Below are 21762 nucleotides of genomic sequence, written 5' to 3' on the forward strand. Positions count from 1 at the left end.
TGGGAATCTTGTCCGCTGATGACGCAACACTAGACGTCCAGGCCGCATGAAGCTTCTCGAAGTCTACATATTGCGCCGGATTTTCCAGATGTTCCTGGTGACGCTGATCCCAGTGCTCACCATCATCTGGACGATCCAGGTGCTTGGGCGCCTCAACCTGGTCACGGATACGGGGCAGTCGATGGGGTCGTTCGCGACCCTCGCCACCTTCATCCTGCCAACCATCATTCCCGTCGTTCTCCCCTTCGCGCTGGTGATCGGCATCACCCAGACGCTGACGGCGATGAACAACGATTCGGAGCTACCTGTCATCGATGCGGCGGGTTCGGCGCGCAGCATCATCTACCGGCCGGTGCTCCTGCTCGGCATCCTGCTCAGCCTCTTCTCGTTTACGGTCACCAACTTCATCGAACCGCCGTCGCGGGTTGCCGCCCGCCAGATGGTGGCCGAAGCCTATGCCGACCTCCTGTCATCGGTGATCGAGGAAAAGACCTTCCGCAGCATCGAGGACGGGCTTTACGTCCAGATCTCGGAGCGCCATTCCGGTCGCGTCCTGCGCGGCCTGTTTGTGGTCGACTATCGCGATCCGAACTTCGACCTCATCTATTACGCCCGCGAAGGCTCGATCGATGAAAGCGGCACCTCGCTCACCATGCGCGACGGCGAAGTGCACCGGAAGGCGGCGGACGGCCGCATCTCCATCATCAAGTTCGTTTCCTACGCCTTTGACCTTTCGGCGATGGCGAAGTCGCAGGGCGGCCTTCCGCAATACTCGACCGACCGCAGCCTCGCCTTCCTGCTTAATCCGGATCCGGACGACCCGTATTACAAGGAAACGCCGGCGCCTTACCGGGCTGAACTTCACCGCCGCCTCTCGGACTGGCTGTTCCCGATCACCTTCGCGCTCGTCTCGCTGGTGATCGCCGGTAACACCCGCTCGCACCGGCAGCGCCAGGTGCATCCGATGGTCTATGCGCTGTTCCTCGCCTTCCTGATCCGCTGGCTCGGCTTCTCGGCCACGAATCTCGTCGAGCGCCATCCGGCCTATGCCTTTGCGCCTTACCTCGTGCCGGTCGCCAGCATGGCGATCGCCATCTACATGCTCGCGACGAACCGCCAGTTCTCGACGCCGCGCCTTATCCGCACGAGCATCAACAGGATCAGTCGTAACATCCAGAGCCGCTTCCGTGCGCGCTCGGGTGGAGGTGCGGCATGATCTTCTCGACGCTCGGCCGCTATTTCTTCCGCCGCTATATCGTTACCGCGCTCTGGTTCATGCTCGGCGTCAGCGCCATCATCTTCCTCGCCGACTTTAGCGAAACGAGCCGCCGCATGTCGGGTTATGTCGGCTACACCGTCTGGGGTGGCCTGGCGATGACGGCGATGCGGGTGCCGCTCATCCTGCAGCAGACGATCCCGACGCTCAGCCTCTTCATCGGCATCACCGTGCTGATTGCGCTCAACCGTCGTTACGAACTGGTCGTTACCCGCGCCGCCGGGATTTCGGTATGGCAGTTCGTCTCCCCCTTCGTCGCCGGCGCCTTTCTCATCGGCCTGGCGACTGTCTTCGTGGTCAATCCGCTAGCCGCCTGGGGCCAACGCGAATCGGCATCCATGGAAGCCAGCTGGCGCGAAGCGAGCAACCGCACGCGCGCCTCGAAATTCCTTCCCTGGATCCGCCAGATCAGCGGCGACCAGGACACGATCATCGGCGCCAAGAGCTACCAGAACGACGGGACCTACCTCATTGACGTGGTGGTTTTCCAGTTCGATGCGGACGGCCGGGTGATCCTGCGGCAGGATGCCAAGACGGCTAAGTTGGAAGATGGTTACTGGCTTCTTAACGAGGTTCTGGAGAATCGCCCGGGCGAGATTCCTGTTCGTCGCGACACGGCACAGGTTCGCACCAACTTGAAACAGGAATATATCCAGGAAAGCCTCGCGCAGCCGGAAACCGTTGCGTTCTTTGATCTTTCTCGGAAGATCGAGGTCAGCAAATCATTCGGCATCTCAACCAAGGCGCTGGAGACGCAATATCACTCGCTTCTCTCGCTCCCCGTCCTGCTCGTGGCCATGACGCTCATTGCTGCAACAGTGTCACTAAAATTCAGCCGGTTCGCCCAGTCCCGGTCAGTGATTCTGGGTGGAATAGTTGCAGGCTTCGTGCTTTATGTCGTCACTGTGCTTGTGAAGGCATTCGGGAGCAGCGGGGCGATTCCACCCTTCGTGGCGGTCTGGATTCCAGTCGTCGTCGCGACGGCACTGGGGGCGACTATTCTGCTTCATCAGGAGGATGGCTAGTGGCGGTCAGTAACCGCGGAAATTTGAGTCGGCTTGCCGCCGCCCTGCTGACAGGTGTGTCTGTATGCGTATTCGGCGTATCGGCACCGACGGTGCATGCGCAGACGCTCGGGGCCGGCCTGGTTGCCGACCCGGATGACAACGCGAAGCTTTTGCTGCGCGCCAACCAGCTTGTTTATAACCAGGATGCCGAGCAGGTCACCGCTTCCGGCGCCGTGCAGCTTTATTACAACCGCTACCGCATGGTGGCGCAGCGCGTTCAGTACGACCAGAAGACCGGCCGCGTCATGGCGACCGGCAATATCGAGCTGATCGAGCCGAGCGGCAACCGCGTTTATGCGGATGAACTCGACATCACCGACGATTTTGGCGAAGGCTTCATCAACGCGCTGCGGGTCGAGACTGTCGACAACACCCGTCTTGCTGCCGAAAGTGCCGAGCGCCAGCCCAGCGACCTGATGGTGCTCAACAACAGCGTCTACACCGCCTGCCTGCCCTGCGCCCAGCGTCCGGGCAAGGCGCCCTTGTGGCAGGTGAAGGCCGAGCGTGTCATCCGCAACGGCCAGACGCACACGATCCGCCTGGAGCGGGCCCAGTTCGAGCTGTTCGGCCATTCGCTCGGCACGCTGCCGTTTGCCATCGAGGTTCCGGACGAAACGGTCGAGCGCAAGTCAGGCCTGCTGTTCCCGCAGTTTGCCGCCAGCGACAACCTCGGCTTCGGCGTCACGGTCCCCTACTACCATGTCTTCTCGCCGAGCATGGATGCGACGATCAGCCCGACCTACTATTCCAACCAGGGCCTGTTGTTGCAGGGTGAGATCCGCAACCGCTTCGAAAGCGGCCGGCATACCTTCCGCTTTGCCGCGATCGACCAGATGAACCCGGACGCGTTCGACGCCAACACCAGCGACCGCGAGGCCGAAGGGCGCTTCATGGCGGCCTCCAAGGGCGAGTTCGACATCAATCCGCGCTGGACCTTCGGCTGGGACGTGATGGTCCAGAGCGACAACAACTTTTCGCGAACCTACAACCTGGAAGGTGTCGATTCCGACACATTCACCAACGACGTCTACCTGACGGGCCTTGGCGAGCGGAACTTCTTCGACCTGCACGCCTATTATTTCAATGTTCAGGACGACGCGGTTCGCAACATCCTCGAGCAGCAGCAGGCGATCGTTTATCCGTCGCTCGACTACACCTGGTTTGCGCCTGAGCCGATTTTGGGCGGCGAGCTTTCGCTCACCACCAACTTCACCAATCTCTCGCGCCGCGAGGACGACTGGTACTACGAAGGTTCGACCTTCCGTTATCCTGGCCTTGAAGGCAGCTACAGCCGCTTCACCGCCGAGGCGGAATGGAAGCGGATGTTCAATCTCGACGGCCTGCTGCTGACGCCGCTGTTTGCAGCGCGCGCCGATGGCATCCGCCATACCGGCTCGAACGTGCCCGGCGGCGTCTATCTCGGCGACCTTGAGCCGAAGGGCGGTGATGGCCGCTACATGATGACCGCCGGCCTTGAAGCCCGTTACCCGATCCTGATGACCTATGGCGACAGCAGCCACGTCATCGAGCCGATCGCGCAGATCTTCGCGCGCAACGACGAGCAGATGGCTGGCGGGCTTCCGAACGAAGACGCGCAGAGCTTTGTGTTCGATGCGACGAGCCTCTTCGAGCGCGACAAGTTCTCCGGCTTTGACCGCGTCGAAGGTGGCACCCGCGCCAATGTCGGCATTCGTTACACCGGTGCCTTCGCCAATGGCGTTGGTGTGCGCGGGATCTTCGGCCAGTCCTACCAGATCGCCGGCCGCAACTCGTTTGCGACGGAAGACCTCGTGCATGCGGGCGCCAACTCCGGCCTCGAAACCCGTCGCTCGGACTACGTCGCCATGGCCGCGGTCGATCTTCCGCAGGGCTTCACGGCCGCGGTGGACACGCGCTTTGACGAAAAGAGCCTGGCGGTGAAGCGCACCGACGCGTCCTTCACCTACACGACGCCGCGCATGACAGGGGCGCTCGTCTACACGCAGGTCGATCCGCAGGAGAAATACGGCTCCGACGAGGCGGCGGACGTTCTCAAGCATTCGATGAAGTTCCGGATCAACGAGAACTGGGCGATTGCCGGAACGGCGACCTGGGACCTGGCAGACAAGGAAGTCATCCGGCGCGGCATCGGCGTCAGCTATGCCGACGAGTGCACGATCTTCACGATCGCCTACACGGACAAGCCGCAGAGCACGGTCGCCAATGACTGGTCCGTCAGTGCGCGCCTGAGCTTCCGCACCCTGGGTGACATCAACATCGGCAGCGATGTCGATGACTACAGCCAGGATTACCAGTACCAATAGCATTGGCATCCTGGGCACGAGGACAGAGAGCGGCGTCATCGTTTCGCCGCAAGAATTGTGCAATCGGGCGCAAGTATAGTATGAGTGAGGCCAGCCGCCTTGTGAGAGCGGCTGGGGCGGGAAAAGGGATTGTATGATGTTTGCATTGACCGCAACGCGCAGACTGGCGCTTGCCGCTGCTGTACTTGCTGCTTCGGTCGTCGTGCAGCCGGTAGCGCAACAGGCGCAGGCTGCGGAAATCTCGGCTGTCGTCAATAAGACAGCGATCACCAGCACCGACGTTGCAAGACGCGCCGCCTTCCTGCGCCTGCAGCGCCAGAAGGCCGATACCAAGAGCGCTCGCGAAGCCATGGTCGATGAGATCCTGAAGCGCCAGGAAGTTGCGCGCATGCGGATGTCGGTCAGCACCGAGGACGTGGACCGTGCGTTCGAGCGCTTTGCCGCCAGCAACAAGATGAAGCCGCAGCAGATGAGCCAGATCCTGGAGCGTGCGGGCGTCGGTGTCGAGCACTTCAAGAACTACATCGCCGTGCAGATGAGCTGGCCGCGACTGGTCAATGCCCGCTACGGCAGCTCGCGCGGTCGCATGTCCAGCGAAGAGCTCGTGAAGCGGATGCAGGAAAACAAGGAAAAGCCGGTTACCACCGAATACTTCCTGCAGCAGGTGATCTTCGTCGTGCCGGCCTCCAAGCGCAATGCCATCATGGGCAAGCGCCAGAAGGAAGCCAACACCGCCCGCACCAAGTTCCCCGGGTGCGAGCAGTCGAAGGACTTTGCGGCGAACTATCTCGACGTCTCGGTTCGCAGCCTTGGCCGCGTGCTCGCACCTGAACTGCCGGCGGAATGGAAGCCGCTCATCGAGAAGACGCCGGAGAACGGCACCACTGCCACCCGCGTGACGGAACGCGGTGTCGAGTTCCTGGCGATCTGCAACCAGCGCCAGGTTTCGGATGACTTCGCTGCCGAAGTCGTGTTCCGCGCCGAAGATCTCGGCAAGGAGCAGAAGGGCGGCGGGAACCCGAACGAAAAGAAGTATCTCGACGAACTGCGCAAAAAGGCCATCATCGAGTATCGCTGAACCGCGCCTTCCTCGGAGTACCCATGCCGGTTGATCCTATCCTAGACCGCCCGCTCGCGCTGACGCAGGGCGATCCGGCCGGCATCGGTCCCGACGTCACGCTTGCGGCGTGGTCTGCACGACGTCAGCAGGACCTCCCGCCATTCCTGTTCCTCGGCGATCCGGCCGTTCTTCAGGCGCGCGCCAAGTTGCTTGGCCTCGACGTGACGTTGCGGGAGAGCGATCCGGCAAGCGCCCTCTCCCACTTCGATACCGCCCTTCCGGTATTACCCATCCCGGCCGGTGCCGAGGTTGCGCCCGGCGAGCCGCATGTGGCAACCGCCAAGGGTACGATCGCTGCCATCGAGACCGCCGTCTCCCTGACACTCGAGGGGAAGACATCCGCCGTCGTCACCAACCCGATTGCGAAGTCCGTGTTGTATCAGGCGGGCTTCGGCTTTCCCGGGCATACGGAATTCCTGGCCGACCTTGCCAAAAAAGCAACCGGCAACCAGACACTTCCGGTGATGATGCTCGCCGGTCCGAAACTGCGCGCCATTCCTGTCACCATCCATATACCGCTGCACCAGGTGCCGACGGCTCTCACTCAGGATCTGATCGAGGAAACCTGCCGGATCACCCATCGGGATCTGAAGCAGCGCTTCGGCATTGACCAGCCGCGACTGGCGGTTGCCGGGCTCAACCCGCATGCGGGCGAAGATGGCGCTATGGGCCACGAGGACCGCGACATCATCCACCCGGCTATCGTCAAGCTGCGGGCGGAAGGCATTCACGCCTTCGGGCCCCTTCCGGCCGACACCATGTTCCATGACGAATCCCGCACCCGCTATGACGTTGCGATCTGCATGTACCACGACCAGGCGCTGATCCCGGCCAAGGCGCTTGGCTTCGATACCTCCGTCAACGTCACGCTGGGCCTGCCTTTCATCCGCACCTCTCCCGACCACGGCACGGCCTTCGGCATCGCCGGCCAGGGTGTTGCGCGCGAAACAAGCCTCATCGAGGCGCTGAAGCTTGCCGGCGACCTGGCGCGCAAGACGCAAAGCAGGAATTGATCCTTAATGGCCACACTTGACGGTTTGCCGCCGCTGCGCGACGTGATCCAGCGGCATGGACTGGATGCGAAGAAGGCGCTTGGTCAGAACTTCCTTCTCGACCTCAACCTCACACAGAAGATTGCCCGCAGCGCCGGCCCGCTGGAAGATGCGACTGTGATTGAAGTCGGTCCCGGTCCGGGTGGCCTTACGCGTGCCATACTGTCGCTCGGGGCCAAAAAGCTGATCGCCATCGAGCGCGACAGCCGCTGCCTGCCCGCACTCGCCGAAATCGGCGACCATTATCCGGGTCGACTTGAGGTGATCGAAGGCGACGCGCTCAAGACAAACTTCGCGGAACTGGTGCCGGAAGGTCCGGTGAAGATCATCGCCAACCTGCCCTATAACGTCGGCACGCAGTTGCTGCTGAACTGGCTCCTGCCGGAAAACGGCCAATGGCCGCCGTTCTGGGAAAGCCTGACGCTGATGTTCCAGAAGGAAGTGGGCCTGCGTATCGTCGCCGACGAGGAAGACGATCATTATGGCCGGCTCGGCGTGCTTGCCGGATGGCGCACCGATGCCCGGATGGTCTTCGACGTGCCGCCGCAGGCGTTCACGCCGCCGCCGAAGGTGACCTCGACCGTCGTGCACCTGGCGCCCCGCGCCAATCCCCTACCCTGTGATGTGGCCAGACTCGAGCGGGTGACGCATGCTGCCTTCGGCCAGCGCCGCAAGATGTTGCGGCAAAGCCTGAAGCCTATTGGTGGCGAGGCTCTGCTGACGAAGGCAGGCATAGATCCGCAGCGGCGTGCAGAGACGCTGTCTGTCGAGGAATTCGTGCGGTTGGCAAACTGCTTGTAACCCGCAGTCTTCCGTTACGGCCCGCCGGCGACGGAGCCGACGATCACCATGACCAGGGCATCCAAGTCCACCGATCCGTCAATCACCGCGCGGTCGCCGTCCTTGCGCACGCGCAGCACGGAGGGGTTTTCGGCCGCCTGCCGTTGCAGTTCTTCATAGGCGGCCTCGATGGCCTTGGCTTCGAGTGGTTTGTGGTCGGATGTGCCGGTATCCATGAAGCGACCTTCCTCCGGGAGTTGAGCCTTGAGTCTCAACACCTGGCGGCATGGCAAAGTTCCTGCCACGCCCGTGATCGCTTCCTGCCGTTCAGGCAGTGATGCTTAGAGGTTCGGCTCTTCGGTCAGCAGGCTGTTGACGAAGTCGAACAGGCCATGCCGACGATCTCTGCGCACCCGCTCCGCCTTGACGATGCAATGCACGTTGCGAAATGCCTCGTCGAGATCGTCGTTGACGATCGCGTAGTCGTATTCGCGCCAATGCTCGATCTCGGCTCGAGAATTCAGGAGCCGGGTGCGGATCACTTCTTCGGAGTCCTCGGCGCGGCGATGCAGCCGCGACTGCAGTTCCGTCATCGTCGGCGGCAGCACGAAGATCGAGACGACATCCGCCTTCATCTTTTCCTGCAACTGCCGGGCACCCTGCCAGTCGATGTCGAACAGCATGTCGCGACCCTGCGACATCGCCTGCTCCACGGGCTCGCGCGGCGTGCCATAAAAATTGCCGTGCACTTCCGCCCATTCCAGCAGTTCGTCTGCCGCGCGCATGCGCTCGAACTGGGCCGTGGTAATGAAGTGGTAGTGCTTGCCGGCAATCTCGCTCGGCCGACGCTGGCGGGTCGTGACGCTGACGGAGATTTCCAGGCTCGGATCGGTCTCCAAGAGGTTGCGGGCGATGGTCGACTTGCCCGCTCCCGAGGGCGACGAAAGCACAAGCATGAGGCCCCGGCGCGCAATCGTCGCAGGCATCTTCGAAGACGAGACGGGGCTCATGCGCTACTCCAGATTCTGGACCTGTTCACGGAACTGGTCGATCACTACTTTCAGTTCGATGCCGGCAGCCGTTACCGCAGCGGCATTGGATTTGGAACAGATGGTATTCGATTCCCGGTTAAATTCCTGTGCAAGGAAATCCAGCCGGCGGCCTACCGGGCCACCCTTGTCGATCAGTTCACCCGCCGCCACCACATGCGCCTTGAGGCGATCGATCTCTTCGCGCAGGTCAGCCTTGGTGGCAAGCAATGCAGCTTCGGCATGCAGCCGGTCCCGATCAAGCGACGGCGCGTCCTGCAGCAATGCCGCGACCTGCTGGGACAGCCGCCGGGCAATTTCCTCGGTCGAGCGGGACGGGTCGGCCTCCACCACCGCCGTCAGTTCGGCAATGCGGGCGACATGAGCCTTGAGCACTATGCCCAGCGCAGTTCCCTCGCTTTCGCGCATGCGGCGCAGATGCTTCAGCGCCTCGCCAAGCCCCGCCAGAATGGCAGCATCGCGCGCGGCAATCGCTTCTTCGCTCTCCTCCGGCTCGCGGATATCGACGAGGCCGCGGATCGCCATCAGGCTGTCGAGCTTCAGGGGTGACGGGTCGACCAGCGGACCAAGCTCCTCGCGCAGCGCCAGAACGGCCGCCAGTGCGTCGCGGTTCAGCGCCGCCTCTACCTTGGTTTCGGTGACGGAGAGGTTGAGCGAAGCCTGGATATTGCCGCGCGAGAATTTCTCGGTGATCAGGCGGCGAACGTCGGGTTCCAGGCTTTCCAGCCCCGGTGGCAGGCGCAGGCGCATGTCGAGCCCCTTGCCGTTTACCGAGCGGAGTTCCCAGACGTAGCGGTTGCGGCCCACGGTCCCTTCGCTGCGTGCAAACCCGGTCATGGACTGCAAGGTCATCGTCATCTCCAGAATATGGCAGGATCAGCAGCCGGCATTGTCGCCGAAGGCTCAGTTGCTCTTCGGCGGCTTTTCTGCCTCGTCGCCATCCGGCTGGCCGTCCACCACTTCCGGATTGGCAGCCCGTTCGGCTTCCAGCCTGCGCCAGCGGCGAACATTGGCATTGTGTTCTTCAAGCGTCGCGGCAAAGACGTGCCCACCCGTGCCATCGGCCACGAAGTAGAGATCCTTGGTCCGCCACGGATTGGCGACCGCCTCGAGCGCGGCACGGCCCGGGTTGGCGATCGGCGTCGGCGGCAGGCCCTTGATCTGGTAGGTGTTGTAGGGCGTTGGCTTGGCGAGGTCGGACTTGTAGATCGGCCGGCCGGCCGGCTTCCCCTCGCCGCCAAAGAGGCCGTAGATGATCGTCGGGTCGGACTGCAGGCGCATGCCGCGCTGCAGGCGGTTGATGAAGACGGAAGCGACATGGGCGCGCTCGTCTTCCTTGCCCGTTTCCTTCTCCACGATCGACGCCAGGATGACGAACTCTTCCTTGGTCTTGATCGGCAGGTCGGGGTCGCGACGCTCCCAGATCTGGTCGATGAGCTTCTGCTGTGCGACGCGCATCTGCTGAATGATGTCGGCGCGCTTGCTGCCGCGGGAGAACTTGTAGGTGTCCGGGCGAAGCGTGCCTTCAGCCGGCAGCTCGGCCGGAATGTCGCCTTCAAGCGTCGGGTCTTCGGCAAGCCGCAGCATCATCTGCCGCACGGTCAGGCCTTCCGGCATGGAAATCGAGTGCAGGATCGATTTGCCGGACTCGAGCAGGTTGGCGATGTCCTGCATCGAGGCATGCGCCTTGATCTCGTATTCGCCCGACTTCAGGCTGCGACGTTTGCTGCGGTCGCCGGAAAAGTAACCAAGCTGCACCGCCGTCACATACTGGAAGATGCGCGGATCGCTGTCGATGATCTCGTTGCGCGCCAGGCTGTTGGCGATTTCCTCAAGGCCTGCGCCTTCGCGCACCACGAAATTCGTGTTGGCGGCAAGTGGCCCCGGCTGCTGATAGGTGGACAGCGCGTAATAGAAGACGGCAGCACCAATCAGGCAGATCGCCACCACCATGGTCATGACGAAGTTCAGGAAGATGACGAGCTGGCTGCGCGCCTTCTTCGACCGACGTGGTGGATCCGGCACCCGCTCCGGCTTCAACGCCTCGTTCGGCGACTTCGGAATGATCCGGCCCCTGCCGTTGGCAGGAGGCAGATCGTTCACATGACTGGAATCACTCAACCGCGCCCCCGGGGTCAGAACTTATACAAAGACATGACTCGTTGTTTGGCCACGTAATGCGGCAAAAACAGGTTCGCCAATGATCAGGACCCGGGAGAACTCCCAGGTCCAGTGGCATCAGGCGTTGTAGCGGCGCAGAACCAGCGAGGCGTTCGTACCGCCGAACCCGAAGGAGTTCGACAGCGCCACGTTGATGTCGCGCTTGCGCGCCTTGTGCGGAACGAGATCGATCGCGGTCTCGACATCGGGATTGTCGAGGTTGAGCGTCGGCGGAGCGACGTTGTCGCGGATCGCGAGCGTGGAGAAGATGGCTTCCACGGCACCGGCGGCACCGAGAAGGTGGCCGATCGCCGACTTGGTGGACGACATCGAAATCTTCGAGGCGGCATTGCCGACCAAGCGCTCCACAGCGCCGAGTTCGATCGTGTCGGCCATGGTCGAGGTGCCATGGGCATTGATGTAGTCGATGTCGGAGGCGTTCAAGCCTGCACGCTTCAGCGCAGCCGACATGCAGCGATACGCGCCGTCGCCATCCTCGGAAGGAGCCGTGATGTGGTAGGCATCGCCCGACAGGCCATAGCCCACGACTTCGGCATAAATCTTGGCGCCACGCGCCTTGGCATGTTCCAGCTCTTCGAGAACCACGATGCCGGCGCCCTCGCCCATGACGAAGCCGTCACGGTCGCGATCGTAGGGACGCGATGCCTTCTGCGGGTCGTCGTTGTGCTGCGTGGACAGCGCCTTGCAGGCGGCAAAGCCCGCGAGCGAGATGCGGCAGATCGGCGATTCTGCGCCACCGGCCACCATGACATCGGCGTCGCCGAGCATGATGAGACGCGCTGCGTCACCGATTGCATGCGCGCCGGTGGAGCAGGCCGTGACAACGGCATGGTTGGGACCGCGCAGCTTGTGGCGGATCGAGACCTGGCCGGAAACGAGATTGATCAGGCGACCGGGAATAAAGAACGGCGAAATGCGCCGCGGCCCCTTGTCGCGCAGGGTGTAGCCAGCCTCGACGATGCCGTCGAGACCGCCAATGCCGGAGCCGATCAACACGCCGGTGGCGATCTGGTCTTCTTCGGTCTGCGGATGCCAGTCGGCATCCTTCAGCGCCATGTCCGCAGCAGCCATGCCGTAGATGATGAAGGGATCGACCTTGCGCTGTTCCTTCGGCTCCATCCAGTCATCTGGATTGAAGGTGCCGTTGGTGCCGTCGCCGAAAGGCAGGCGGCAGGCAATCTTCGCGGGCAGGTCATCGACCTCGAATTCCGTCACGAGACGAGCGGCATTTTCGCCGGCCAGCAAGCGTTGCCAGCTGACTTCCGTTCCGCAACCGAGTGGAGATACCATGCCGGTACCGGTGATAACGACACGTCTCATCGCCAGCGCCCTACCCTATATGCTTAGTGTTCTTATTTGCGGAAACGGCCCGAGCAAGCGGGCCGTCGTCGGGATCGACCTTGCGGCTCATCCCAAATATATCAGTCGATCAGGCCTGGGCCTTCTCGATGAACTTCACTGCGTCGCCGACGGTCAGAATGGAATCGGCGGCATCGTCAGGAATTTCAACGCCGAATTCTTCTTCGAAAGCCATGACCAGTTCGACGGTGTCGAGCGAGTCCGCGCCAAGATCGTCGATGAAGCTTGCGCCTTCAACTACCTTGTCGGCATCGACGCCGAGATGATCAATAACAATTTTCTTAACGCGTTCAGCGATATCGCTCATGTCGGTTTCCTCGACCTTTGTCTTATCGAATGCCTGGATGACATCCGCATCCTGTTAAAACCAGCAACCGCAGCTAAATCCAGCCGCGATCCCGGCAAACCCGTTGCCCCCTTTTCAGGTTCCCATCGCATCGCAATCACGCAATATGACGGCCTGATTATCAGGGTGACTATTTCACAGTCTTGGCCCGCTTAACATGGATTAACTGTTCCGCAAAGCCAGAATTTGTTCCACTTCGCCGCTGCCAACAGGGATTTGTCGTTGCGGCTCAACGGCTCAAATCATTGCCATGCCGCCGTTGACGTGAATCGTCTGGCCGGTGACGTAGCCGGCTTCGTTGGAGGCAAGATAAAGCACGGCGGCAGCAATGTCGGAGCCAGCGCCCATCCGCTTCATCGGGATTGCGCCGAGGATCGCTTCCTTCTGCTTGTCGTTCAGCTTGCCGGTCATGGCGCTTTCGATGAAGCCCGGGGCGACGCAGTTGACCGTCACGTTGCGGCTGGCGATTTCCTGGGCGAGCGACTTCGAAAAGCCGATCATGCCGGCCTTCGAGGCGCAGTAGTTTGCCTGGCCCGGATTGCCGGTGACACCGACCACGGACGTGATGTTGATGATGCGGCCATGCCGGCGGCGCATCATCGGGTGGGTCAGTTCGCGCGTCAGGCGGAAGACGGCCGTGAGGTTCACTTCGAGGACCGAATCCCAGTCAGCATCGCTCATCCGGACGAACAGGCCGTCCTTGGTGATGCCCGCGTTGTTGACCAGGATATCGACGCCTTCAAGTTCGGCCTCAGCCTTCTCCCCGAGCGCCTTTACCTCATCGCGGTCCGACAGGTTTGCCGGGAAGATCTTGACGCGGTCGCCAAGTTCGGCTGCCAGCGCCTCGAGCTTTTCAACGCGCGTGCCGTGCAGGCCGACGGTTGCGCCCTGTGCATGCAGCATGCGGGCGATCTCTTCGCCGAGGCCACCGGTTGCACCCGTCACCAATGCCTTGCGGCCGGTCAAATCAAACATCGGATCTTTCCTTTCTTCAGCCGAGGATGGCGGCAAGCGCCGCATCGATATCGGCCGGCGTGTTGACGGCAATGCCGGAAATATTCTTGTCGATGCGGCGGGCAAGGCCTGTCAGCACTTTGCCGGAACCGATCTCGTAAAGGGTGGTGATGCCGTTCTGGCCGAACCACTCCACCGTTTCGCGCCAGCGCACCTGTCCCGTCACCTGCGTCACGAGCAGCTGGACGATCTCGTCGGCATCGTAAACCGGAGCGGCGCGCACATTGGCGACCACCGGTACGACCGGGTTCTTCTTGTCGACCTTGCCCAGCGCATGGCGCATGGCGTCAGCCGCCGGCGCCATCAGATCGCTGTGGAAAGGCGCGGACACCGGCAGCATGATGGCACGCTTGGCACCCTTTTCCGTGGCGAGTGCCGCAGCCTTCTCGACCGCAGCCTTGGAACCGGAAATGACGATCTGGCCGCCACCGTTGTCGTTGGCGATCTGGCAGACGCCATCGGCGCGTGCTTCGGTGCAGACAGCATCGACATCGCCATGATCCAGGCCGATGATTGCCGCCATGGCGCCCTGCCCCACCGGCACCGCCGATTGCATGGCATCGCCACGAATGCGCAGCAGGCGCGCCGTATCGGCGAGCGAAAAAGTGCCTGCTGCACAGAGCGCGGAATATTCGCCGAGCGAATGTCCGGCGACATAGGCCACCTTGTCGGCGAGGTTGAGACCACGCGCCTCCAGCACCCGGATCGCCGCCATCGACACCGCCATCAGAGCCGGCTGTGCGTTTGCGGTCAGGGTCAGTGTTTCTTCCGGGCCATTCCACATGATATCGGAAAGCTTCTGGCCCAGCGCCTCGTCGACTTCCTCGAAAACGGCACGCGCTTCAGGAAAAGCCTCGGCGAGATCCTTGCCCATGCCGACGGCCTGGCTGCCCTGTCCGGGAAATGTGAATGCGATGTTTGATGGAGCACCCATGCGGACGGTTCCTTCCCTGATGATTTTGCCCTCCATTCACATTTGAAAGCGCGGAGTCAAGGGCGCAACCGTCCGCCGGGCCTATCACGAGCCGGAGACGAGGCCGACCAGTTCGTTGATGCAGAGCACGATGAAGAGCGCCGCGGAAAGGCCAAGCAGCCCGTTCGACAGCCAGCTGCTGCGCCATTCCTTGGGCACCCGCGCCGAGTTCAGGAGCCAGATCAGCGTGATGGCGAGGAACGGCATGAAGAAGGCGCCGAGCGCACCATAGATGATGACGAGCGTGAACGGCCGCCCGAACCACAGCAGCGTCATCGGCGGGATGGTGAGCCAGAACAGGTAGAACTTGAAGGCCGCGCTCTTTTCCAAGCCCACTCGCGAGCCCGTCCCGCCCTTGATGTGGACGCGGATGAAGTCTGCAAACAGCAACGAGACGCCGTGCCAGACGCCGAGGATGGAGGAGACAGCGGTCGCAAAGAAACCGATCAGGAAAACGATGGAGACGACCGGGCCGAAGCGTTCACGCAGCACCTTGTCGAGGTCGAGCAGGCCACGATCACCCGAGGAGAGTGCGATCTGGGCGGTGTAGAGCATTTCTGCGCCGATGATCAGCATGGCGATCACGAAGATGCCGGTGATGATGTAGGACACGCGGTTGTCGAGCCGCATGACGCCCATCCATTCGGGCGTTCGCCAGCCCTTGGCATTCACCCAGTAGCCGTAGGAGGCCATGGTGATCGTGCCGCCGACGCCGCCGATCAGGCCAAGCGTATAAACGACGGATCCATCCGGAATGGTCGGGATGAGGCCCGCCAGCGCCTGGCCGACATTCGGCACGACGATGAGCGCCACGCCGACCACGACGACGAACATGATGCCGATGCACACCTTCATCGCGTTCTCGAACATCTCGTAGCGGTTCAACGCAACGAAGGTGGCGCAAAGCACGCCGGAGAGGATCGCCCAGATCCACAGCGGCACCGCGGGAAATAGGGCGGCCAGAGGCAGCGCCGTCGCACTCATGGCGGTCGCGCCATACACGAAGCCCCAGATGATGATGTAGATGCCGAAATACCAGCTCGTCCAGCGGCCGAGCGATTTCCAGCCTTCAAGCATGGTCGAGCCGGTCGCGAGGTGATAACGGGCCGAGCCCTCCGCAAGCGCGATCTTGACGATACAGCCAATCACGGCGGCCCAGAGCAGCGCATAACCGAAGCGCGAACCGGCGATCAGGGTTGCGACAAGGTCACCAGCACCGACGCCGGTGGCGGCCGCAACGATGCCTGGACCTATCAGCTTCCAGCGCCCGCTTGTGGGCGGCACCCCGGCATCCGGCGCATTGCCCTCACCAACTTGCGTAGCATCAGTCATAAAAGGAACCTCTAAATTACCAACTTTCGGCCGCTCTTTGGACCCATTGCCTTCAAGATGCAACCAACACGGAAAGTTCCCGCCGCGATCACGGATCTGTGGGAAACCGTTCAGGACGTTGAGGTCTGAATCGCCGCCACCGGCCCTTGCATACGCGGCATTCCCCATTAAAACGTGCGGCGGATTTTAAGGACGGGACCATTTTCCATGAAATACAAGACACTCGGCCGCACGGACATGTCCGTTTCGGAGATCTGCCTCGGCACCATGACCTGGGGCACGCAGAACACGGAAGCGGAAGCCCATGAGCAGATGGACTACGCCTTCGAGAACGGCGTGAACTTCTTTGACACGGCAGAGCTTTACCCGACGACGCCAGCCGGCGCGGAGACCTATGGCCGGACCGAGGAATATATCGGCACCTGGATCGCCAGGAACGCTGCCAAGCGCAAGGACCTGATCCTTGCCTCGAAGGTCGCCGGCAGCGGTCGCGCCTACATTCGCGGCGGCACGGAGATTTCCGCCTCAAGCATCCGCGAAGCAGTGGATGCGAGCCTGAAGCGCCTCCAGACCGACTATCTCGACCTTTACCAGGTGCACTGGCCGAACCGCGGCACCTATCATTTCCGCGGCTCCTGGACCTATGACCCGTCCAAGCAGGATCGCCAGAAGGCAGCCGCCGATATCGCCGAAATCCTCGAGACGCTTGACGAGGTGGTGAAGGCCGGCAAGGTCCGCGCCGTCGGCCTTTCCAACGAAAGCACCTGGGGCACGCTGAAATACCTGCGCCTGTCGGAAGACAAGGGCCTGCCGCGGATCGCCTCGATCCAGAACGAGTACAACCTGCTTTACCGCCAGTTCGACCTCGACCTCGCCGAATTGTCGCATCACGAAGACGTCGGCCTGCTTGCCTATTCACCGCTCGCCGCCGGCATCCTGACCGGCAAGTACCAGGATGGCGCCCGGCCGCAAGGAACCCGCGCCACCATCAACACCGACCTTGGCGGCCGCCTGACGCCGTACCAGGAGCCGGCTGTGAAGGCATATATCGAGGTTGCGGCCAAGCATGGCCTGGATCTCGCACAGATGGCGCTCGCCTTCTGCCTGACGCGGCCCTTCATGACCTCGGTCATCATCGGCGCCACCTCGATGGAGCAGTTGAAAACCGATATCGGCAGCGCCGACCTCACCCTCTCAGACGAGGTCATGAACGATATCGCCGAGGTCTATCGGCGATATCCGATGGTGCTTTGATCTAGCCAGCTGCCGGCGGCGCAGGCGTCGCCGGCGGGGGAACGGCAGCGGCCCCACCGGCAGGCTGGGGGAACGACGACCCATCAACCGGGAGCCCCGAGAGCCGAACGATGGCCGGAAGGCCCCAGCTCACATTCCCAGCCTGCCCCGCATCCCGGTTGATTTGCAGGTTTTGGTCCAAGGCTTGAAGGAGCGGATCGCGATCCGGCGTCCAAGCGGGCTCCATGTTTAAGAACGACAAGGGGTCCCCCTTCAACAGCCCGGCGAACGTGGCGGCAACAAGGATCGAGCCGAGCAACCCGAGTCGCTCGCCATTGCTACCCACAGCTTCAGTCGACTGCGCTTCTCGCAAGATGTAGAACCAAAGGGCTTCATCCTCCTGCTGTTGGATTGGTAGGTGGTCGATTCCGAGCTTCCTCGCTACCGCGCTCGCAGCCGGAAGCTGCATGCGCACACCGCGAACCAGATTTCGTGCAGCAAGGACATTGAGAATCGCAGTGGGACTGCTCGGATTGACCGGATCCTCGGGCATGCGTCGCAGCGCTTCGACCAGCAGCGGATCGAAGGCGCGTGCGACTTGCGGGAAGTCAGGACCAAAAGATGAATCCATCTGAAGGAACCAGTCCCATTGAATCACGCGGTTACTCGTCAGCGGATTTCCACCCCGAAGGTCGCCCTTTGTGTTCGGGTTCGCCACGTCGAATGTCGGAAATCCGTTGTTCGGTCCGACGCCATTTCCAATGTTCGTCTGATACCCGCCGCGCACCAGCGTGTGACCGAAACGGTAAGCGGCCACGGAGAACTCGACCGGCATGAAGGGGTTGACCTTCCAGTCGAAGACGTCGTCGTAGCCAACCTGCCAGACCTTGATCAAGCCGGCCCCAGATTCCAGCCGTAACGCCGCCTTGTGGACATCGTCGCGGCAGATCCGGCGCACATAGTCATTCCAGACCACCCACTGATACAGCCAGCGCAGGGTTTTGCGCGCGGTTTCGAACGGGTTCTTGGCGCCTTGTTTCCGTGCCTCGTCAACCAGGGCGTTGTGGGCCAGCAGGAAGGCAAGATGTACTTGCGCTACGATGATATTCTCATCGTTGCGAGGGTCGCCGATCAATGCCGTTCCACGATGCCGGGGCAGATCGCGGAAGTTCGTGCCCTGGATTTGGTCGATCCTGAACTTTCCTGTTCCCGCCTCGTAGAGAAAAGGCTGATCCTTCGTTCCGGCGCCATAGAGGCTGTCGAGATCAAGCCGCGGCGTACGGAAGTTGTGTAATCGGTTTGGATCTACCTCGGATTCGCTCAGTGGCGTCACGTCATGGGTGATGTCGTGGTCCACCAACTGCCCGAAGTACACGTAGCCTGAGGGTAGGCTGATATCCCTGCCGCCAGCCCCAGTAGCATCGACCATGTTCTGCGCGACAAAATTCATGAAATGATTTTGCAGTGCCTGCGCCGTACCGATCCCGCCAGTTGCCGGTTGAGGAATGTCCGGGACCCAAGGCTCAAGTTCCGGGAAGAGCCGCCCAAACCCGCCCTGGTAGAAGCGCGATCTGGGAGCGACTACGTCCAGTATTATCTCACCATGCTGCATTTTCCCCTCCTCTGGTGTAATTTATTTCACCTTAACCATAGGCTGCTTTCGGCTCGCTTGCAACATTAGGTAGCATTGCCGCACACGCTCTCGCGCATTCGTCCGTCAGGCCTTGCCTTCTGCGGAAAAACCCGTATAAGGCGCGCTGTTCGAAACACCCGGTCTCTCTGGCTGGTGGCTGAACGGAGGGCAGGCTTCCTTCAACAAGATGCCGCATGGGCCACAGGGCCCAAGCCTCCCGTGTCTCCGCTCTCGACCGTCTCGATACAACACTTTTCTTGCCTGGGGCCCACGGGGTTCCCGTTCAGGAGCAGTCGTTGAGGCTTAGCCGCCGAGGTCCGGGTTAGACAACCGCAAGAAAAGGCAAAGCTTACATGGCTCTTTACGAACACGTATTCCTTGCCCGGCAGGATATGTCCGCTCAGCAGGTTGATGCCCTCGTCGAACAGTACAAGGGCGTCATCGAAGCTAACGGCGGCAAGGTCGGGCGCATCGAAAACTGGGGCCTCAAGTCCCTCACCTACCGCATCAAGAAGAACCGCAAGGCCCACTACGCCCTGATGGACATCGATGCACCGGCAGCTGCCGTGCATGAGATGGAACGCCAGATGCGCATCAACGAAGACGTTCTTCGCTACATGACGCTCGCCGTCGAGAAGCACGAAGAAGGCCCGTCGGCAATGATGCAGAAGCGCGACCGCGACGACCGTCCGCGCCGCGATGGCGACGACCGTGGCCCGCGCCGCGAATTCGGCGACCGTCCGCGTCGTGAAGGCGAGTTCCAGCGCGCTCCGCGTCCGGATCGCGCTCCTCGCGAAGACCGCGCGTAACTAGAGCCTCAAGGAGAAAACACAATGGCTGACGTATCCTCGTCTCCGGCACGCCGCCCCTTCCACCGCCGTCGCAAGACCTGCCCCTTCTCGGGCGCAAACGCACCGCGGATCGACTACAAGGACGTTCGTCTCCTGCAGCGCTACATTTCTGAGCGCGGCAAGATCGTTCCGTCCCGCATCACGGCCGTTTCCCAGAAGAAGCAGCGCGAACTCGCCCAGGCGATCAAGCGCGCCCGCTTCCTCGGCCTGCTGCCTTACGTTCTTTCGTAAGTGATACTGGAGCAACTGATCCAAAGTCAGTTGCTCCAACTCCCTTCCGCGTTGGGCGCGGATCGGCAACCGTCAAACCCCATGTTGGGGATGAAGTCGCTGAGACCCCGATTCAGCAACCATCCTCTAACTGCTTGAACAAGCAGGACAGCGAGACCCGTGAAGACCAAGACCCAGACAGTTCTGCCCACCGGCATCCTCGCCGGCATTGCTGCCACCGTGCTGACGCTCGGTGCCTATGCGCAGATGCAGTCTTTTCTTGCCGTCATCCTTTACGCAGCCTCCGCGCTTCCTGTCCTGATCGCCGGCCTCGGCTGGGGCAATCGTGCTGCGGCCATCGCCGTGGTCGCCGCCGCCATCCTGGGCGCCGTGCTTGCCTCCCCTTATTTCGCCGCCGTCATGGCGATCTCGACTCTGGCGCCCGCCGGCTGGCTTTCGCATCTGGCAAATCTCGCCCGCCCTGCGTCGGAACTCGGCGGTCCTGATGACCTGATGGCCTGGTATCCGATCTCGGACATCCTGCTGCATCTGTGCGCGGTCATCACCGCTTCGCTCGTCATCCTCGGTGTCATGATCGGTTACGGCCCGGAACTGATCGACGAGACCTTCAGCCGCATCGCCGAGGCGATGCGCGCCCAGCAACCGGACGCCACGATCGATGCCGCCGCCATGACGCAGCTGAAGACAGCCTTCGTCACACTGGTGCCGATGACCCAGGGCGCCATGTGGGTAATGCTGCTGTTTGCAGTCTTCTACCTCGCAGTCCGCATGGTTTCCCGCTCCGGCCGCGCCGTTCGCCCGCGCGAGGATATGCCGTCTGCGCTGCGCATGAACCGCCATGCCATCTTCGTTTTCCTCGGCGGCATCGTATTGATGTTCATCGACGGCGTTCCGGCCATGATCGGCGCCACCATCTGCGGCACCTTCGGCGCGGGCTTCCTGCTTGCCGGGTTCGCATCCTTGCATTTCCGCAGCCAGGGCAAGGACTGGCGCCTGCCGGTGCTCGTTCTCTGCTACCTGGCGGCGACCCTTGTTCTGCCGGCGATGATCATTCTCGTGCTCGGCCTGGCGGACACCCGGCGGACCATTGCGCTGACGCCGCTGAAATCCTCACCCAATCCCGATGAAACCAAGATTGACTGATCGAAAGGAACCTCGTCATGGAAGTCATTCTGCTTGAACGCGTGCCGAAGCTCGGCCAGATGGGCGAAACCGTAAAGGTTCGCGACGGCTTTGCTCGTAACTTCCTGCTCCCGCAGGGCAAGGCGCTGCGCGCCAACGAAGCCAACAAGAAGCGCTTCGAAAACGAGCGCTCGACGCTCGAAGCTCGTAACCTCGAGCGCAAGGGCGAAGCCCAGAAGGTTGCTGAAGGCCTCGACGGCAAGACCTTCGTCATGGTTCGCGCTGCCGGCGAAACCGGCCAGCTCTACGGCTCTGTTGCTGCCCGCGACATCGTCGAAGCCCTGGCTGCCGAAGGCTTCAACATCGGCCGCAACCAAGTAGACCTGAACCACCCGATCAAGGAAATCGGCCTGCACAAGGTTACCCTGCACCTGCATTCGGAAGTCGAAATCACCGTTGAACTCAACGTTGCCCGTTCGCCGGAAGAAGCAGAGCGCCAGGCCAAGGGCGAAAGCCTCACCTCGGTTGACGCCATCTACGGCGTTGACGAAGACGCTCTTCGTCCGGAAGACTTCTTCGATCCGGACGCTGACCGGGAATTCGAAGACGAAGAATAAGCCATTTCACCTTGGCATAGAGAAGCGTCCGGCCCGAAAGGTCCGGGCGCTTTTTCGTCTCTTTTGCGCTAGAATAAGAAGCGGAACAGCGAGTCGCGCCGCAATGGCGTCAACCGGATTTCCGGTTTCATTGAGCTTTTTCTGGCGCCGGTGCCCAGGCTCTGTGGATAGCTGTGGAGATCGCTTTTGCGGTATCATCCGGCACGCTGAACCCCTAAACCGG

The 21762-nt window shown here is 61.8% G+C and carries 21 protein-coding genes; 11 read left to right on the forward strand and 10 right to left on the reverse strand.

What is annotated here, in order from left to right; translation table 11 throughout:
- Positions 1-46: 46 nt before the first annotated feature.
- The 6 genes from M0654_RS16700 (at position 47) to rsmA (ending at position 7619) form a co-directional block, all read left to right on the forward strand.
- Entirely contained in the window at positions 47-1216 is a 1170-nt protein-coding gene (locus tag M0654_RS16700) for an LptF/LptG family permease (RefSeq protein ID WP_248684068.1), read from the forward strand.
- Positions 1213-2301: an LPS export ABC transporter permease LptG gene (lptG, locus tag M0654_RS16705; RefSeq protein WP_248684069.1), complete on the forward strand. Its 1089-nt coding sequence runs from the start codon at positions 1213-1215 to the stop codon at positions 2299-2301. The genes M0654_RS16700 and lptG overlap by 4 nt, the downstream gene beginning before the upstream one ends.
- The gene (locus M0654_RS16710; RefSeq protein ID WP_248684070.1) at positions 2301-4646 is read left to right on the forward strand and encodes an LPS-assembly protein LptD; all 2346 of its coding nucleotides are present in this window, start codon (positions 2301-2303) and stop codon (positions 4644-4646) included. The genes lptG and M0654_RS16710 overlap by 1 nt, the downstream gene beginning before the upstream one ends.
- Positions 4647-4779: 133 nt before the next feature.
- Positions 4780-5724, forward strand: a complete 945-nt coding sequence (locus tag M0654_RS16715; protein WP_248684071.1) for a peptidylprolyl isomerase — start codon at positions 4780-4782, stop codon at positions 5722-5724.
- A gap of 23 nt (positions 5725-5747) precedes the next feature.
- Positions 5748-6779: a 4-hydroxythreonine-4-phosphate dehydrogenase PdxA gene (gene pdxA / locus M0654_RS16720; protein WP_248684072.1), complete on the forward strand. Its 1032-nt coding sequence runs from the start codon at positions 5748-5750 to the stop codon at positions 6777-6779.
- A gap of 6 nt (positions 6780-6785) precedes the next feature.
- Positions 6786-7619 (forward strand): 16S rRNA (adenine(1518)-N(6)/adenine(1519)-N(6))-dimethyltransferase RsmA, encoded by an 834-nt coding sequence (gene rsmA / locus M0654_RS16725; protein WP_248684073.1) that lies wholly within the window; start codon positions 6786-6788, stop codon positions 7617-7619.
- A 14-nt stretch (positions 7620-7633) separates the two neighbouring features.
- On the opposite strand, the gene M0654_RS16730 is transcribed toward rsmA, so the two are convergent.
- The 9 genes from M0654_RS16730 to M0654_RS16770 form a co-directional block, all read right to left on the reverse strand.
- Positions 7634-7834, reverse strand: a complete 201-nt coding sequence (locus M0654_RS16730) for a hypothetical protein (RefSeq protein WP_248684074.1) — start codon at positions 7832-7834, stop codon at positions 7634-7636.
- A 105-nt stretch (positions 7835-7939) separates the two neighbouring features.
- On the reverse strand, positions 7940-8608 hold the full coding sequence (gene gmk, locus M0654_RS16735) for a guanylate kinase (protein ID WP_118849149.1): 669 nt from the start codon (positions 8606-8608) through the stop codon (positions 7940-7942).
- A 3-nt stretch (positions 8609-8611) separates the two neighbouring features.
- Positions 8612-9499, reverse strand: coding sequence for a YicC/YloC family endoribonuclease (locus M0654_RS16740; RefSeq protein WP_248684075.1), 888 nt, complete (start codon positions 9497-9499; stop codon positions 8612-8614).
- Positions 9500-9550: 51 nt separating this feature from the next.
- On the reverse strand, positions 9551-10768 hold the full coding sequence (mltG, locus tag M0654_RS16745; protein WP_248684076.1) for an endolytic transglycosylase MltG: 1218 nt from the start codon (positions 10766-10768) through the stop codon (positions 9551-9553).
- A 117-nt stretch (positions 10769-10885) separates the two neighbouring features.
- On the reverse strand, positions 10886-12148 hold the full coding sequence (fabF, locus tag M0654_RS16750; protein ID WP_248684077.1) for a beta-ketoacyl-ACP synthase II: 1263 nt from the start codon (positions 12146-12148) through the stop codon (positions 10886-10888).
- Between the two features lie 109 nt (positions 12149-12257).
- Positions 12258-12494 (reverse strand): acyl carrier protein, encoded by a 237-nt coding sequence (locus M0654_RS16755; RefSeq protein ID WP_003502080.1) that lies wholly within the window; start codon positions 12492-12494, stop codon positions 12258-12260.
- Between the two features lie 276 nt (positions 12495-12770).
- Positions 12771-13508, reverse strand: a complete 738-nt coding sequence (gene fabG / locus M0654_RS16760) for a 3-oxoacyl-[acyl-carrier-protein] reductase (protein ID WP_248684078.1) — start codon at positions 13506-13508, stop codon at positions 12771-12773.
- 16 nt (positions 13509-13524) lie between these two features.
- Positions 13525-14481: an ACP S-malonyltransferase gene (gene fabD / locus M0654_RS16765; protein ID WP_248684079.1), complete on the reverse strand. Its 957-nt coding sequence runs from the start codon at positions 14479-14481 to the stop codon at positions 13525-13527.
- Between the two features lie 84 nt (positions 14482-14565).
- Positions 14566-15852, reverse strand: a complete 1287-nt coding sequence (locus M0654_RS16770; RefSeq protein WP_248684080.1) for an Nramp family divalent metal transporter — start codon at positions 15850-15852, stop codon at positions 14566-14568.
- 207 nt (positions 15853-16059) lie between these two features.
- On the opposite strand from M0654_RS16770, the gene M0654_RS16775 reads away from it, so the two are divergent.
- Positions 16060-17106: an aldo/keto reductase gene (locus tag M0654_RS16775; RefSeq protein WP_248684081.1), complete on the forward strand. Its 1047-nt coding sequence runs from the start codon at positions 16060-16062 to the stop codon at positions 17104-17106.
- Position 17107: 1 nt separating this feature from the next.
- On the opposite strand, the gene M0654_RS16780 is transcribed toward M0654_RS16775, so the two are convergent.
- On the reverse strand, positions 17108-18697 hold the full coding sequence (locus M0654_RS16780; RefSeq protein WP_248684082.1) for a peroxidase family protein: 1590 nt from the start codon (positions 18695-18697) through the stop codon (positions 17108-17110).
- Between the two features lie 374 nt (positions 18698-19071).
- Here M0654_RS16780 and rpsF point away from each other — a divergent pair, with 374 nt between their 5' ends.
- The 4 genes from rpsF (at position 19072) to rplI (ending at position 21539) form a co-directional block, all read left to right on the forward strand.
- The gene (rpsF, locus tag M0654_RS16785; protein ID WP_118849140.1) at positions 19072-19527 is read left to right on the forward strand and encodes a 30S ribosomal protein S6; all 456 of its coding nucleotides are present in this window, start codon (positions 19072-19074) and stop codon (positions 19525-19527) included.
- 24 nt (positions 19528-19551) lie between these two features.
- On the forward strand, positions 19552-19800 hold the full coding sequence (gene rpsR, locus M0654_RS16790) for a 30S ribosomal protein S18 (protein ID WP_118849139.1): 249 nt from the start codon (positions 19552-19554) through the stop codon (positions 19798-19800).
- Between the two features lie 159 nt (positions 19801-19959).
- Entirely contained in the window at positions 19960-20943 is a 984-nt protein-coding gene (locus M0654_RS16795; protein WP_248684083.1) for a DUF2232 domain-containing protein, read from the forward strand.
- 17 nt (positions 20944-20960) lie between these two features.
- Positions 20961-21539, forward strand: a complete 579-nt coding sequence (gene rplI / locus M0654_RS16800; protein WP_248684084.1) for a 50S ribosomal protein L9 — start codon at positions 20961-20963, stop codon at positions 21537-21539.
- The last annotated feature ends 223 nt before the right edge of the window (positions 21540-21762 follow it).

It is taken from the genome of Neorhizobium turbinariae, assembly GCF_023223505.1.
In the GTDB taxonomy this organism is placed as follows: domain Bacteria; phylum Pseudomonadota; class Alphaproteobacteria; order Rhizobiales; family Rhizobiaceae; genus Neorhizobium; species Neorhizobium turbinariae.